This is a genomic window from Dactylosporangium aurantiacum, assembly GCF_000716715.1.
Classification (GTDB): Bacteria; Actinomycetota; Actinomycetes; order Mycobacteriales; family Micromonosporaceae; genus Dactylosporangium; species Dactylosporangium aurantiacum.
Window position 1 is genome coordinate 97,523 of record NZ_JNYJ01000036.1, and the last position, 14,717, is coordinate 112,239.

Annotated in this window: 14 protein-coding genes; 5 read left to right on the forward strand and 9 right to left on the reverse strand. The window is 71.6% G+C overall.

All coding sequences use genetic code 11. From position 1 onward, the window contains the following. Positions 1 to 59: 59 nt before the first annotated feature. Positions 60 to 1,442 carry a class II fumarate hydratase gene (locus OP18_RS33845; protein ID WP_033363180.1) on the reverse strand — a complete coding sequence of 461 codons (1,383 nt, stop codon included), beginning with the start codon at positions 1,440 to 1,442 and terminating at the stop codon, positions 60 to 62. 30 nt (positions 1,443 to 1,472) lie between these two features. Beyond that, entirely contained in the window at positions 1,473 to 4,370 is a 2,898-nt protein-coding gene (locus OP18_RS33850) for an AfsR/SARP family transcriptional regulator (RefSeq protein ID WP_052387728.1), read from the reverse strand. A 384-nt stretch (positions 4,371 to 4,754) separates the two neighbouring features. On the opposite strand from OP18_RS33850, the gene OP18_RS33855 reads away from it, so the two are divergent. Further along, the gene (locus OP18_RS33855; protein ID WP_033363181.1) at positions 4,755 to 6,035 is read left to right on the forward strand and encodes an esterase-like activity of phytase family protein; all 1,281 of its coding nucleotides are present in this window, start codon (positions 4,755 to 4,757) and stop codon (positions 6,033 to 6,035) included. 57 nt (positions 6,036 to 6,092) lie between these two features. Here OP18_RS33855 and OP18_RS57855 read toward each other — a convergent pair whose 3' ends face one another. Beyond that, a complete protein-coding gene (locus OP18_RS57855; RefSeq protein WP_033363182.1) occupies positions 6,093 to 6,569 on the reverse strand; it encodes a hypothetical protein in 477 nt (158 codons plus the stop codon). Between the two features lie 371 nt (positions 6,570 to 6,940). Continuing rightward, positions 6,941 to 7,510 carry a hypothetical protein gene (locus OP18_RS33865; RefSeq protein ID WP_162189874.1) on the reverse strand — a complete coding sequence of 190 codons (570 nt, stop codon included), beginning with the start codon at positions 7,508 to 7,510 and terminating at the stop codon, positions 6,941 to 6,943. A 254-nt stretch (positions 7,511 to 7,764) separates the two neighbouring features. Here OP18_RS33865 and OP18_RS33870 point away from each other — a divergent pair, with 254 nt between their 5' ends. Next, entirely contained in the window at positions 7,765 to 9,099 is a 1,335-nt protein-coding gene (locus OP18_RS33870; RefSeq protein WP_162189875.1) for an outer membrane protein assembly factor BamB family protein, read from the forward strand. A gap of 3 nt (positions 9,100 to 9,102) precedes the next feature. Here OP18_RS33870 and OP18_RS33875 read toward each other — a convergent pair whose 3' ends face one another. Then, on the reverse strand, positions 9,103 to 9,654 hold the full coding sequence (locus OP18_RS33875) for a helix-turn-helix domain-containing protein (RefSeq protein WP_033363184.1): 552 nt from the start codon (positions 9,652 to 9,654) through the stop codon (positions 9,103 to 9,105). 83 nt (positions 9,655 to 9,737) lie between these two features. Here OP18_RS33875 and OP18_RS33880 point away from each other — a divergent pair, with 83 nt between their 5' ends. Genes OP18_RS33880 through OP18_RS33890 form a run of 3 tightly spaced genes read left to right on the forward strand, consistent with a single transcriptional unit; the run spans position 9,738 to position 12,384 of the window. After that, positions 9,738 to 10,436 (forward strand): AzlC family ABC transporter permease, encoded by a 699-nt coding sequence (locus OP18_RS33880; protein WP_245635614.1) that lies wholly within the window; start codon positions 9,738 to 9,740, stop codon positions 10,434 to 10,436. Further along, positions 10,433 to 10,741, forward strand: coding sequence for an AzlD domain-containing protein (locus tag OP18_RS33885; protein WP_156089988.1), 309 nt, complete (start codon positions 10,433 to 10,435; stop codon positions 10,739 to 10,741). The genes OP18_RS33880 and OP18_RS33885 overlap by 4 nt, the downstream gene beginning before the upstream one ends. Positions 10,742 to 10,755: 14 nt before the next feature. Continuing rightward, positions 10,756 to 12,384: a fumarate hydratase gene (locus OP18_RS33890; protein ID WP_033363185.1), complete on the forward strand. Its 1,629-nt coding sequence runs from the start codon at positions 10,756 to 10,758 to the stop codon at positions 12,382 to 12,384. A gap of 70 nt (positions 12,385 to 12,454) precedes the next feature. Here OP18_RS33890 and OP18_RS33895 read toward each other — a convergent pair whose 3' ends face one another. The 4 genes from OP18_RS33895 to OP18_RS33915 form a co-directional block, all read right to left on the reverse strand. Next, the gene (locus OP18_RS33895; protein ID WP_033363186.1) at positions 12,455 to 12,961 is read right to left on the reverse strand and encodes a hypothetical protein; all 507 of its coding nucleotides are present in this window, start codon (positions 12,959 to 12,961) and stop codon (positions 12,455 to 12,457) included. Positions 12,962 to 13,349: 388 nt separating this feature from the next. After that, entirely contained in the window at positions 13,350 to 13,817 is a 468-nt protein-coding gene (locus tag OP18_RS33905) for an effector-associated constant component EACC1 (RefSeq protein WP_033363188.1), read from the reverse strand. Next, on the reverse strand, positions 13,814 to 14,164 hold the full coding sequence (locus OP18_RS33910) for a helix-turn-helix transcriptional regulator (protein WP_211273757.1): 351 nt from the start codon (positions 14,162 to 14,164) through the stop codon (positions 13,814 to 13,816). The genes OP18_RS33905 and OP18_RS33910 overlap by 4 nt, the downstream gene beginning before the upstream one ends. Positions 14,165 to 14,189: 25 nt before the next feature. Then, complete coding sequence (locus tag OP18_RS33915; protein WP_033363189.1) at positions 14,190 to 14,672, reverse strand: Lrp/AsnC family transcriptional regulator; 483 nt, start codon at positions 14,670 to 14,672, stop codon at positions 14,190 to 14,192. Between the last annotated feature and the right edge of the window lie 45 nt (positions 14,673 to 14,717).

A 14,717-nucleotide genomic window follows, 5' to 3' on the forward strand; every position in this document is an offset into this window, starting at 1 on the left:
ACAATCGGGGCGCCGACTGTCACGCACCTGTCATGGCCCTGACACGGCCACTGACACAGCTATGGGTGGGTCATCGACAGCAGGTCCAGAGCCTCGTCCAGCTGCGCCTCCGTAAGGGTGCCCCGGTCGAGGTGGCCCCGGGACACGACCACCTCGCGGATGGTCCGGCCGCCGGCCAGGGCCTCCTTGGCGATGGCGGCGGCCTCGTCGTAGCCGAGGTACCGGTTCAGCGGCGTGACGATCGACGGGGATCCCGCGGCGTACGACAGCAGCACCTCCTCGTTCGCCGCCAGCCCGTCGACGCAGCGCGCGGCGAACAGCCGGGACACGTTGGCCAGCAGCCGGATCGACTCCAGCAGGTTGCGGGCGATCACCGGCAGCATCACGTTGAGCTCGAAGTCGCCCTGCGAGCCGGCGAACGCGACCGCGGCGTCGTTGCCGATGACCTGCGCGACGACCTGCCGGACCGCCTCGGGCACGACCGGGTTGACCTTTCCGGGCATGATCGACGAGCCGGGCTGCAGGTCCGGCAGGCGCAGCTCGCGCAGCCCGGCCCGCGGTCCGGAGCCCATCCACCGGATGTCGTTGGCGATCTTGTACAGGCCGACCGCGATCGTGCGCAGCTGGCCGGACGCCTCCACGAGCGCGTCGCGGGCACCCTGGGCCTCGAAGTGGTTGCGCGCCTCGGTGAGCGGCAGCCCGGTCGTCGAGGCCAGCTCGGCGATCACCGCGGCGGAGAACGACGGCGGGGTGTTGATGCCGGTGCCGACCGCGGTCCCGCCCAGCGGCAGCTCGCACACCCGGGGCAGCACGGACGCGACGCGGTCGGCGCCGTAGCGGACCTGCGCGGCGTAGCCGGAGAACTCCTGCCCGAGGGTCACCGGTGTGGCGTCCATGAGGTGCGTCCGCCCAGCCTTGACCACGGTCGCGAACTGCTCCGACTTCGCCGACAGTGCCGCCGCGAGGGTCTCCAGGGCCGGGAGCAGCTCGAAGGTCAGCGCGGTCGCCGCCGCGATGTGGATCGAGGTGGGGAACACGTCGTTGGAGGACTGGGATGCGTTCACGTGGTCGTTCGGGTGTACGGCGCGCCCCAGCGACCGCGAGGCGAGGGTCGCGAGGACCTCGTTGACGTTCATGTTGGACGAGGTGCCGGACCCGGTCTGGAACACGTCGATGGGGAACTGCGCGTCGTGCAGCCCGCTGATCACGTCGTCGGCGGCGGCCGCGATCGCCGCGGCCACGTCGTCGGGCAGCACGCCCAGCGACGCGTTCACCGTCGCCGCGGCCGCCTTGATCTGCGCCAGCGCCTTGATGTGCGCCGGCTCGAGGCGGCCACCGGAGATCGGGAAGTTCTCCACCGCCCGCTGCGTCTGCGCCCGCCACAACGCATCGGCCGGAACGCGGACCTCGCCCATCGTGTCGTGCTCCACGCGGAATTCCATACGTTCTACAGTGCCCCGCGCGGGCCGCCGTCAACGAGAAAGTGCGCTCAGATCACAGACGCCGAGCTCCTCGAACAGCATGACCGCCTGCTCGTGCCGGCCGAGGCCGGCCAGGGCGCGGGCCTGCTCGTAGCGGTCGCCGATGCGGATCGTCTTGGCCAGGGCCTCCTCGTTGAGCTGCCGGGCCTCCTCGTGCATGCCGAGGGCGCGCAGCGTGATCGCCAGGTCGTTGGCGGTGAGGCACTGGCCGGACACGTCGGCGACCTGCTCCATGAGCGAGCGGGCGGCCCGCTGGCAGGCCACCGCGTCGGCGAGCCGGCCCTGCAGGCGGTGGGCGGTGCCGAGCTTGCTCAGCGTCTCCGCGGAGCCGTACTGGTTGACCGAGTGCTGCTTGAGCACCAGCGCCCGGCGCAGCATCGCCGTCGCGACGGTGAGGTGCCCCAGGTGCAGGTGCACGAGGCCGATCTCGCCGAGCATGATGCCGAACGCGCGCAGGCCGCCCATGCGCCGGGCGACGGCGAGGCCGCGCCGGTTCGCGTGCAGCGCCTGCTCGTAGTTGCCGGCCTGGGTGTGCACGAGCCCGATCGTGCTGTTGATCTTGAATTGCAGGCTGGCCGGCGCCTCGTCCATCTCCAGCGCGGCGGCGGCCTCGGCGGCGGCGATCGCGTCGGCGTACCGGCCGAGCTTGCTGTGCAGCATCGCGGTGTTCGTCAGGGCGGTGCCGACCAGCCGCGGGATGCCCTCCCGTTCGGCGATCCGGGTGACCAGCCGCAGCGTCGACAGTGCCTCCGCCATCCGGCCCATCCGGAAGTACACCGCGGCCAGGTAGTTGCGCGACTCCGCCTCCAGCTCCGGACTCGGCAGCGTCTTCGCCGCGGCGATGGCGCGCTCGTACAGGTCGAGCTGGGTCTCGCCGTACCCGAACCCGAACAGGAACGGCGACACCGCCCGGGTCATCAGGCAGATCTGCCGGTGGCGGCCGAGGTCGGAGGCGAGACGGGCGGCGCCGAGCACATTGGGCAGCTCCCGCTCCAGCCAGCGCCGGGCCTCCGCGACCCCGTTGAACTCGCGCGCGGTCGGCGGCGGTGCGTCCAGCCGCAGCACCGTGCGCGTGTCGACCAGCTCCAGGAACTTGTTCGCGCTGGCCACGCTGTGCAGGTAGTGGTCGAGCAGCCGGTCGACGGCCGCGTCGCCGTCGGCCGCGAGCTGTGCGGCGTAGTCGCGCAGCAGGTCGTGCAGCCGGTACCGGCCGGCCGCCGGCGCCTCGACCAGGTGCACGTCGACCAGCTCTTCCAGCAGGTCCTCGGCCTCGGCGACGGGCAGCTGCGCCATCGCGGCCGCCGCGGCCGGCTCGAAGTCCCCCGCCGGGTGCAGGCCGAGCAGCCCGAAGAAGCGCTGCAGGTGCACCGGCAACTGCTGGTACGACAGCGCGAACGCCGCGGCCAGGGTGCGCCCGTCGACGGCCAGCTCCGGCAGCCGCCGGTCCGCGCCGCGCAGCCGCCGGGCCAGGTCCGCGACCGTCCAGCTGGGCCGGTGCTGCAGCCGCGCGCCGGCGAGGCGCACCGCGAGGGGCAGCCGCCCGCACAGCTCGACGACCTCGGTCGTGCAGGCCCGGTCGGCGAGGGCCCGCGCGCCGACGGTGCGCTCCAGCAGCTCGATGCCCTCCTCCAGCGGCAGGACGTCCAGCGACACCGGCTGCACGCCGTCGAGGCCGCCGAGCCGCCGCCGGCTGGTGATGATCACACCGGTGTGCGCGGTGCCCGGCAGCAGCGGCAGCACCTGCGCGGAGTCCAGGGCGTTGTCCAGCAGCACGAACACCCGCCGGTCGGCCAGCTCGGTGCGCCACAGTACGGCCCGGTCGTCCAGCACCGCCGGCACCCGCTCCGCCGGCACGCCCAGCTGCCGCAGCAGCGCGCCGAGCGCCTCGCCCGGGTCCAGCGGCGCGCGGTCGCTGTGCCCGCGCAGGTCCAGGTACAGCTGCCCGTCGGGGAACTGGGGCGACACCGCGTGCGCGGCCCGCACGGCCAGGGTCGTCTTGCCGGTGCCGGCCATCCCGTCGATGGCGAGCACGGCGTGCCGCTCGTCGCTGAGCGCCGCGATGATCCGGCCCAACGCGTCGGCCCGGCCGGCGAAGTCGGCGATGTCGCGGGGCAGGCAGCGGGCGGCGCGGCGCGGCTCGTCGCGTGCCTCGACCGGCCCGAGCAGCAGCGTCACGTCGCCGTTGAGGATCCGCCGGTGCAGCTCGACCAGCTCGGCGCCCGGCTCGATGCCCAGCTCCTCGGCAAGCATGGCCCGGCCGCGGCGGAACACGGCGAGCGCGTCGGCGCGCCGGCCGGTGCGGGCGAGGGCCGTCATCAGGTGGCCGCGGAACTGTTCGTGGTGCGGGTACCGCTCGACCAGGTCGGCGACCTCGGCCAGGATCTCCTCGGCGGCGCCCAGCTTGAGCTCCAGGTCGAGGCAGAGCGACATCGCCGCGGTCCACTGCTCCTCGAGGTGCGCGGCGGAGGCCCGCACCGCGTCGGAGTCGACGTCGGCGAGGGGCCGGCCGCGCCACAGCGCGAGCGCGGCCCGCAGCTCGTCCCGCGCGACGGCGAGGTCCCCGTCGGCCGCGGCGGCCCGGCCCCGCTCGATCCGGGCGGCGAACACGGCGGCGTCGAGCTCGTCGGTGCCGACCTTCAGCCGGTAGCCGGACGGCTCGGTGATGACGAGCTCCTCGGGCAGCCCGACCCGGCGCAGCAGCTGCCGGAGCCGGGAGACGCAGCTGTGCACCTGCGCCCGCGCCGTGGTCGGCGGGTTGGTGTCCCACAGCGCCGAGATGACCTGCTGGACCGGCACCAGCTGCCCTTCGCGCAGGAGCAGCAGGGCCAGCAGGATGCGCTCTCGGGGCGCCGCAACCGTGATCTCGGTAACCGGTGTGCGGATCTGCACCGGCCCCAAGATCGAAAACCTGGTCGAATTGCGCATAACCACCCTCTGTGCGGCGCCTGCCTCCCCTCGAAGCTGCACGCGGTAATGCCCGATGGTAGTCAAATGAGAGCGGCGAAAGAGCAGGGCCGTGGAGTCTTTTTCATGCAACGCCATGCGCATGCCGGAATGCGTCCAGCTCTTGCAGGGGCCTACTCAACTCCCATCGACGGACTACTCAAGTCCCACCCCTGCGCGGCGCTGGACGAACGGGGATATTTCGGCTATGCCGGCGCAATCATTTGGGTGAGGGGTCGCGCCCAACGACGTGTGCGACCCCCAAATTTCGCGCCCCGACCCGCCCGGCGTTCAACTGCCGTTCGGCTGGCTGACCCAACGTGCGGCGTCATGGCCATCCTGCTGCGCGCCGCCACGGCCGCCGTCCCCACCCTGCTCCTCACGGCCCTCGCCGCCGCACCGGCGTCCGCCTCGGCTCCCGCCCACGTGACCTCCACCGCGACGCTGCCGCCGATCCCGCTGAGCCGGCTCGGCGTCGCCGACGACCGCGGCGTCCAGCTCGGCGGCATCGGCAGCGACGTCTTCCCCACCGGGCGGCCCGGCGAGTACTGGACCATCACCGACCGCGGCCCGAACGGCCAGATCACGGTCGGCACCGAGAAGCGCCGGACGTTCCCGACGCCCGACTTCAACCCCACGATCGTCAAGGTCCGCGCCACCGGCGGCGTCCTGCGCGTCGAGCAGACCATCCCGCTGACCACCCGCACCGGCAAGCCCGTCACCGGCCTGCCGAACCAGCTGCCGCACGACGAGCAGCCCTACACGTACAACGCCGCGACGCCGCTCGCCATCAACCCGAACGGCCTGGACACCGAGGGCATCGTCCGCGCCGCCGACGGCACCTTCTGGCTCGTCGACGAGTACGGCCCCTCGCTGGTGCACGTCTCCGCCCGTGGCCGGGTGCTGGCCCGGTACACCCCGGCCGGCCTGGGCCTGACGGGCACCGACTACCCCGTGGTCGAGGCCTTCCCGGCCATCTACGCCTCCCGGAAGACCAACCGCGGCTTCGAGGGCCTCGGCATCCTGCCCGGCGGTGACCTGGTGATCGGCCTGCAGAGCCCGCTCCTCGTGCCGAACAAGGCCGCCGGCGAGGCGTCGCTCACCACCCGCCTGCTGCGCTTCTCCCCCCGCAAGGGCAAGGTCACCGCCGAGTACGCCTACCGGTTCGCCCCCGTCTCGGTCGTCGACCCCGGCCAGACCAACCCCGCCGAGCTGAAGATCTCCTCGATCGTCGGCCTCGGCCCCGACTCCGTCCTCGTCGAGGAGCGCACCGACCAGGCGGCCCGCCTGTACGTCGCCGACCTCCGCAAGGCCACGAACCTCCTCGGCGGCCGCTACGACGACCCGGCGACCACCCCGTCGCTGGAGCAGGACGCCTCCACGGTCAAGCCGGCCCCGAAGACCCTCCTGGTCGACCTCAACACGGTCCCCGGCGCCCAGAAGAAGATCGAGGGCGTGGCGGTCGTGAACCCGTGGACGATCGCCCTGATCAACGACAACGACTTCGGCATGACGGACGGCCCGGGCGCCTTCGACGCGGCCGGCCGGCTGGTCGACAGCGGCATCAAGACCACCCTGGTCACGGTCCGTCTGAGCCACCCGCTGCACTGACCATGCTCGTGACCCGGCGGGACGACCCATTCCGTCCCGCCGGCGTCTCGGCGCGCCTCAGCCGTCGGACATCTCCGTGATCTTCGGGATCGTGACGCCGTGGTTGGCGCACGCGCCGGCCAGGGCGCCCCACTTCTGCACCAGCTGGCCGACGGCTACCAGCGCGAGACCCGCGTCGTCCTCGCTGTCGCCGGAGCCGGACAGCTGGTTGATCAGGTCCATGGCCTCGGTGCCGGCGACGCGCAGGTCCTCGTGCCGGGACTCGGCGAACGCCTTCCGCCACCTCTGGTACGCCGCGGCGGCGGCCGCCGGGTCTTCGCTCGGCTTGACCGTGGCGCCGGTCGTCGGGCCGGCCGAGGCGCTCGCCTTCTTCGCCGCCGCGTTGTCCCGGATGGTCTCGCACGCGGCGATGCCCGAGTCCTTGAAGATCCCCGCCGCCGGGCCGACACCGGTCGCCGCCGACACGGCCACCGCGACACCACTTCCCACGAGGACGACGGCACCGGCCAGCGCCGCGATCCAGAGCGCGGACATCCTGCGCCGCCGTCGCGGCAAAACCGCCGGCGCCGGACCGGTCGCCGGCTCGAACGCCTGAGGCCAGGTGGAAGGGTGGCCGAACTGCTGCGGGACTTCGGCGCCGGGAACATACGGAACATCTGGGCGGTGAACGTTCGGCTCAGTCATGACCCCGGAGTGTGACATCGTGACGATGCCGTCACCTTCCGCTAAACGGACCACGAAATGACCATTCCCGGCCCGACAGTGGTACCGGTCAGATCCTTCAGCTGGCCCCGCGGACAGTTGTCACGCCACTCCTGGACGAATTCGACCACGCCGCGCGTTGCCCGAGGTTCCCGCCAGCGGTTCGCCGCGCTCCTTCCCATGCCGCACCCGCCGACCAGGGATCAAACAATGGCCCAGTCGAACACGGCTTCACGCTTGATGACCGACTGGTATTCGACCATGGTGGCTCGCTGACCGGCCGGTGCCGTGAATGTGATCCAACCCCGTATGCACCTGCCGACCTTCAGCGTTCGATCGGTGATCGGGTATTCCGGCGCGTCGAACTGCTGGTACGTGACCGATGACGGCGCCGCGACCGTTCCGTCCGCGTACACCAGTGACCATGGCGAGCGGTTGACGTAGATGTAGTCGTCGTCGGGTCCAATCGCGTCGAGGCACACCAAGACATCTGCCGACGCCCATTCGGTCCCGGGAGAGCCCGGCCGGGGTGCGCTCGCGGCGGTCGGCTGCCGATAGGCAAGGACGTTGCGGCGGGCTTTCGTGCCATCCCTGTTGAACGGCTGGACGGTGCCGAGCTTGAACACGGCGGCGTCGGCTTGGCCTGACGGGCTGGGAGAGCTGGCAGGAGAGGACGCGGTCGCGCTTGGTGCGGCGGCAGCCGCTGCGCTAGCCGCCGGTGCGGCAGCACGGCCGGTCGAGCATCCGGCGAGCGCGAGCAGGATGGTGGGCATGATGTGACGCACGGCAACCTCCAGGATCGGGACCTCGATCTTTTCGGTCGCTCCTGCGGCGAGCCAGCAGTTCAGCCGCTGGCCGTCGTTCGATCAGGCGGGGCGATCCGACTGGTCGTAGATGCCGTATTCACGAGCGCCGGAGGGCCCGGCTGAAAGGGTGATCCGCTGAGTGCCCGGCGGGTGAAATATCCGCGACACGGGCGTATCGGGCGATCCACCGCAGTATGATCGCGCGCCGCTACGGTGGGCGGGTGGCACGACGAGGAGCGGTCCGCAACTTCGAGACGGCGCTTGGCGCGATCGGCGTGCTGGCGCTCATCATCACGGCCATCCTGGTCACCGGGTGGAACCCCATCCCGAAGGTGTCCGGGGACGTCACCGACTGGTGGGAGAAGGTGGCCTCCAGCAGCGGGAAGCTGTCGGAGCCCGAGACGTCGTGGACCGACCGGGTCGGTGGGCAGCCGTCGGCGGCGGTGATCGTCGGGGACGCGGTCGTCGTGCAGATGCGCGGGACGATCGAGGCGCGCGGGCTGCGCACCGGCACCGAGCTGTGGACCAAGGAGGCCGACTGGGCCGCGGTCGCCGGGGACGGTGCGAACGCGGTCATGGTCGTCGGGCGGCGCGGCAAGGGCATGGAGGCACTCAACCCCTCCTCGGGCACGGCGAAGTGGAAGGACGGCGACGCGGTCGGGGCGTGGACGTACCGGGACTCCGTGCTGGCGTTGAGCTGTGACGGGTTGACGGACTGCGCCCTCACGGCGCGGTCGCCGAAGGACGGGGCGCAGATCTGGAAGCTGGCGCTGCCCGGGATCGGCAGGGTGCTGGCCGGGGCCAACAACGACCTGCTCGGCACGCGGCTGCTGTCAGCGACGTTCGACGACGCGGTCGAGGCGATGCCCGGGGCCATCCCGGCGATGCTGGGCTTTCCGATCGACCAGCGCGTGCAGGTGGTCGACACGCTGACCGGGAAGCGGCTGCGTACCGAGGAACCGACGACGAGCAGCCGGATCGTGGTGGTCGGCGGGCGGGTGCTGGTGTCGACCGCGGCGCCGAAGGACGGCAACTGCCGCTTCAGCCTGGAGGCGCGCGACCCCGCCACGGGCAAGGTGGTGTGGCAGAAGGACGGCTACGACCTGCGGACCTCGTCCGGGGCGGGCTGCGAGCAGCGCCGCGACCCGGCGGGGGCGGACACGGTGATCGCGGCGACGCGGGGCGACAACCGGGAGGTGTTCCTGTCGCCGCGGGACGGACGGGAACTGTTCGTCGGGGCGCCCGGTGACACGCTCGTGGCCGCCGACAGCCAGTACGGGCTGATCCGCGGCGCCGACAAGAAGACCCTGCAGGTGATCAACCTGACCACCGGCAAGACCGCGTGGAAGCAGGAGATCGGCGAGAAGGCCGACGTGGCGATCACCCGCTACGCGGTGCTGGTCACCGACGCCGGGGCGGGGACGTTGAAGGCGTACAGGCCGGACAACGGCGGCCTGCGCCTGGACGCGAAGACCACGTCCGACGTGCTCGGCGTCGGCCCCGACGGGCTGATCGTCTCCCGCGGCCGCAATCTGGGGTTCCTGCCGTTCACGTGAGCGCTAGCGGTGCTCCATCACCAGCGTGAAGGAGGTGCCGGGGGCGAGCGCCTCGTACAGGTGCGGCACGTCGCCGGGGAACGAGCAGTAGTCGTGCACGTCCAGGTCGACGGTGGCGTCGGCCGGGCCGACCCGCAGCCGGCCGCTCATGAGGATCACGTGCTCGACGGTGCCGGGCAGGTGCGCGTCGGCCTTGCGCGGGCCGCCCATGCCGACGCGCATCAGGTAGATGTCGCGGCGGGCGCCCGGCGGGCAGGTGGCCAGCAGGGTGCCACCGAAGTCGGCCTGCTCGGCCTGGATGGACGGGCCCTCCCCGGCGCGGATCACCCGCGGGGCGGTCGGCGCGGGCGGCTCGACCAACCGGCTGAACGGCACGTTGAGCGCCACGGCGAGCGCCCACAGCGTCTCGATGTTGGGGTTGCCGGCGCCGGACTCCAGCTGGTGGAGGGTCGACTTGGCGACGCCGGCGCGCTTCGCTACCTCGCTGAGGGACAGCTGCGCGCGGTCCCGCTCGCGGCGCAGTGCGGCGGCGATGAACTCCAGCGGCGCGCCCATCGGACTCCGTTCGGTGTAGCGAACGATGCATTCGGCTTGACGAACACCTGGTACTGCGTCCAGCATAACGAACTATGCGTTCGATGCTCCGAACAGATCCGATAGTGCGCGACGTGGGGGCGCTGTGCGCGGCCGCGGTGGTGGTCGGGCTGTCGTTCGGCGCCATCGCGACCGCGGCCGGGCTGCCGCTGAGCCAGATCGTGGTGATGTCCGCGTTCGTGTACGCCGGCGGCGCCCAGTTCCTCGCCGTCGGCCTGGTCTCCGCGGGCGGCACGGCGCTGGCGATCATCCTCGCCGGCCTGCTGCTCAACGCCCGGCACCTGCCGTTCGGCCTGGCGATCGGCAACGAGACCCTCGGCGGGTCCCGCTGGCGGCGGGTCGTCGGCAGCCACATCCTGACCGACGAGTCCGTCGCGTTCGCGCTCGCCCAGGACGACCCGGCCCGGCGCCGCCGCGCGTACTGGCTCACCGGCGCCGCGCTGTTCGTCACGTGGAACATCTCGTCCACCGTCGGCGCGATCGTCGGCGGTACCCTCGGCGACCCCAACCGCTACGGGATCGACGCGGCGTTCCCGGCGGCGCTGCTGGCGCTGACCCTGCCGTCGCTGAAGGACAAGATCGCCGTACGGGTCGCGGTCACCGGGGCGGCCGTCGCGCTGGTCGCCACGCCGTTCCTGCCGGCCGGGCTGCCGGTGCTGCTCGCCCTGCTCGGGCTGGTGTTCGCGCTCCCGGTGCCGTCTTCCCGCGCCCGTACCGCCGCCGGCCCGGGAGGACAATCGTGAGCTGGATCGCGATCGTGGTGCTGGCCGCCGGCACCTACGCGCTGCGCTTCGCCGGGCCAGCCCTGCGCAGCCGGATCACCGTCTCCGATGCCGTCAAGCGCTACCTGACCCTGGCCGCCGTCGCGCTGCTCGCCGCGCTCATCGGCACCGCCGCGCTGCTCGACGGCACCGAGTTCGTCGGCATCGCCCGGCCCGCCGGGGTCGCCGTCGGCGCCGTCCTCGCCTGGCGGAAACTGCCGTTCGTCGTGGTCGTGGTCGCCGCCGCGGTCACCGCCGCCCTGCTCAGGCTGGCCGGAATCCAGTAACTACAGTCGAGGGCATGCCAGAGTTCGCGTTCTCGCCGCTGCTGCCGCTCGGACCCGACACCACCGAATACCGGCTGGTCACCAGCGACGGGATCGGCCGCGACGGGCGGTTCCTCACCGTCACCCCGGAGGCGCTGACCCGTCTCACCGACGAGGCGATGCACGACATCGCGCACTTCCTGCGCCCCGCCCACCTCGCCCAGCTCCGCTCGATCATCGACGACCCGCTGGCCTCGCCCAACGACCGGTTCGTCGCGCTCGACCTGCTGCGCAACGCCAACATCGCGGCCGGCGGCGTGCTGCCCATGTGCCAGGACACCGGCACCGCGATCGTCATGGGCAAGCGCGGCCGGTTCGTCCTCACCGACGGCAACGACGAGGAGGCGATCGCCCGCGGCGTCTACGACGCCTACACCCGCCTCAACCTGCGCTACTCGCAGCTCGCCCCGCTGACCATGTGGGACGAGAAGAACACCGGGTCCAATCTGCCCGCCCAGATCGAGCTGTACGCCGAAGGCGACGACGCGTACAAGTTCCTGTTCATGGCCAAGGGCGGCGGCTCGGCCAACAAGAGCTACCTCTACCAGGAGACCAAGGCCCTGCTCAATCCCACGCGGATGATGCAGTTCCTGGAGGAGAAACTGCGGCTGATCGGCACCGCCGCGTGCCCGCCCTACCACCTGGCCGTCGTCATCGGCGGCACGTCCGGCGAGCACGCCCTCAAGACCGCCAAGCTGGCGTCCGCGAAGTACCTCGACACGCTGCCGACGTCCGGCTCGCCCACCGGCCACGGGTTCCGCGACCTGGAGCTGGAGGCCGAGGTGCTGCAGCTGACCCGCGAGTTCGGCATCGGCGCCCAGTTCGGCGGCCGGTACTTCTGCCACGACGTGCGCGTCGTGCGCCTCCCGCGGCACGGCGCCTCCTGCCCCGTCGCGATCGCCGTCTCCTGCTCCGCCGACCGCCAGGCCGTCGGGAAGATCACCGAGTCCGGGGTCTGGCTGGAGCAGCTGGAGCGCGACCCGGCCCGCTTCCTGCCCGACGTCACCGACGAGCACCTCGACGACGACGTGGTCGCCGTCGACCTGACCCGCCCCATGGCCGAGATCCGCGCCCAGCTCTCGGCCCTGCCGGTCAAGACCCGCCTGTCGCTCACCGGCCCGCTGGTGGTGGCCCGCGACATCGCCCACGCGAAGATCGCCGAGCGGCTGGACGCGGGCGAGCCGATGCCCGCGTACCTGCGCGACCACGCCGTCTACTACGCCGGCCCGGCCAAGACCCCGTCCGGCTACGCCTCGGGCTCCTTCGGCCCGACGACCGCCGGCCGCATGGACGCCTACGTCGCCAAGTTCCAGGCCGCGGGCGGCTCCCTGGTGATGCTCGCCAAGGGCAACCGCTCCAAGCAGGTCACCGAGGCCTGCCAGCAGTTCGGCGGCTTCTACCTGGGCTCGATCGGCGGCCCCGCGGCCCGGCTGGCCCAGGACTGCATCAAGCACGTCGAGGTCATCGAGTACCCCGAACTCGGCATGGAAGCGGTCTGGAAGATCGACGTGGTGGACTTTCCCGCCTTCATCGTCGTCGACGACAAGGGCAACGACTTCTTCGCCGAGGTCACCAAGCCCGTTTTGACCGTCGGCCGTCGCTAGTCGTTCGCGTTGCTCCAGCTCAGGGGCGCCCTACGGCGCCCCTGAGGGCGTTGCCGGCCGCGGGTGGACGTCAACAGTGATCCACGCTGGTGATGGATCTGATGGAGGCGATCGGCACGAATGTCCGTTTGTGGGTTACCTGCGGCTGGCCGTCAGGGCCCCATGAACGCGTTTCCATCTGATCGGTGACGGCGACGAAGTCGTGATCCATGTGCGTGATGTCGCCGCATACCGATTCGTTGCTGGTGGTCGCGATCCTTGCCGGATCGGGAAGATCGTCCGGTGCCGACCATGAGACGACAAGCGCGACGCCCAGCATGACAACACCGATACCCGCAATCGCCGGCTGATTGGAGCTGCGGGGCAAGCCGCCGACACCGAGCAACGCGAACAACAGAAACGCCGCCGCCAGGGCGACGATGACAAAGATCCGCCCGCTCGGCGCCGACACCTCAGTCACCAGATCTGTTCCGCCGAAGACAATGGCCAGGGCGAACACCGCACTCATCGCACCCAGCCAGCGAGTGGAGCGGCGGGGCGGGGCATCCGGAGCCGCGAGCTCCTGCGCGTCGGTCACGGCGTGAGCCTAAACGAGCAACGATCAACGCCGCTGTCCCGCGCGCGTTGACGGCGACAGCACCGGCAACGACGCTTCGCCGAGGTCACCAAGCCCGCGCTGACCGTCGGCCGCCGGGCGTAGAACAGCACCGCGCGCAGGTCACGGGCCGGTGGGGGTCCGTGACCTGCGCTCCGGGCGTTAGAGTAGGTACTGCCTGGCCTCGAAGAGGCCGGGTAGTGCGATCTGGTAGACGCACAGGAACACCGCCCCTGCGGCTGCTGCGAACAGCATCAGGAGGCACAACCGGACGGTCCGGCGGCCACTGCGAATGGCGTACCGGGCCGTCTTTCCTGCTTCTTCGGGAAGACCCACGTTCATCACCTCCTTCCCGGGCTCGAACGCGTCGTCAGTCGACGGCGCGGCGGCGTTCGACCCGTAGTGTCCAGATCAGCTCCGGCGCGTGCAGGGCGATCCGGGCGTACGTGCCGGCACGGGAGCGCAGCGACCTGCCCTGGGCGCGGTCGTAATACAGGTCCTCGCGCCACATCTCGCGCCACTGCTCCTGGTCGGCGGCGGGCAGGCCGAGCGCCAGCAGCCGCGTCACGCCGTCGGCGATCCGGGACCGGCGCACGGGGAGCGCGGGCGGCGGGGCGGCATCGGGCACGGAGGGGTCCAGCAGCCGTCGCAACACTTCGTCGGTGAGCGATTGCGGGCCGGTCACGGAGATCGATCGCACCCCGTCCGCACCCTTGATGGTGACCCGCACCGTTGTCGCGTTCGGCCGGCTCGCCCGCCAGGACATGATCGCGCTGACCAGGCCGCCCAGCGCCGTGCCGTTCGCGACGACGACGTTCACCACCGCGACGGTGCTCATGTCCCGGAGCCCAGCGGATCGGGGCGGGGCGACAGCAGCGAGGCGTTCAGCCGTCGCTTGGCGTACGCGTCGGCGAGGGCCAACCTGGCCCGCTCGGCACCGTCCTGGGTGAACCGGTAATAGCGGCGCCGCGGGCGGCCCGGGTCGGCGGCGACCTCCTCGTCGGACTCCCAGAAGCTCTCGATCAGGCCGGCCTGCTCCAGCCGGGCCAGGATCGGGTGGATCGTGCCGGTCGCCAGGCCGGCCTCGTCCGCGACCGCGCGCCCATACTGCGGCCGCGTCGGGTGCTGGAGCAGGACGCGGATCACCGCCTCGGTCTGCGGCGTGATGCGGGGCAACGTGCTCATGACAAGAACTCTAGCTAGCTAAAGTCTAGCTAGCAAGCCGCGCTGCGGCGGCCACGAGCGGCAGCGTGCGGTGCGGGATCTGCTCGGCCAGGGCGATGATCGTCGAGGAGCGCTCGATCCCGTCGAAGCCCATCACCCGGTCGATCACCCGCTGCAGGTCCGAGTTGGACCGCGCCACGATCCGGCACATCAGGTCGCCCGAGCCGGTGATCGTGTGCGCCTCGAGCACCTCGGGGATCTCGGCGAGGTGGGCGGCGACCGGGTCGTGACCGAAGCGCTGGCGGATCTCCAGGGTCACGAACGCGGTCACGCCGTAGCCGAGTGCCGCCGGGTCGATGTCCGGGCCGTACCCGCGGATCACGCCGCGTTCCGTCAGGCGGTCGAGCCGGGCCTGCACCGTGCCGCGGGCGACGCGCAGCCGGCGCGAGCACTCCAGCACGCCGATGCGGGGCTCCGCGGCCAGCAGGCCGATCAGCCGTGCGTCCAGCACGTCGATCGGGTTAGGCATTTTGTCCACCCGTACCCCCGAAACTCACCGCAATATGAGCAACCT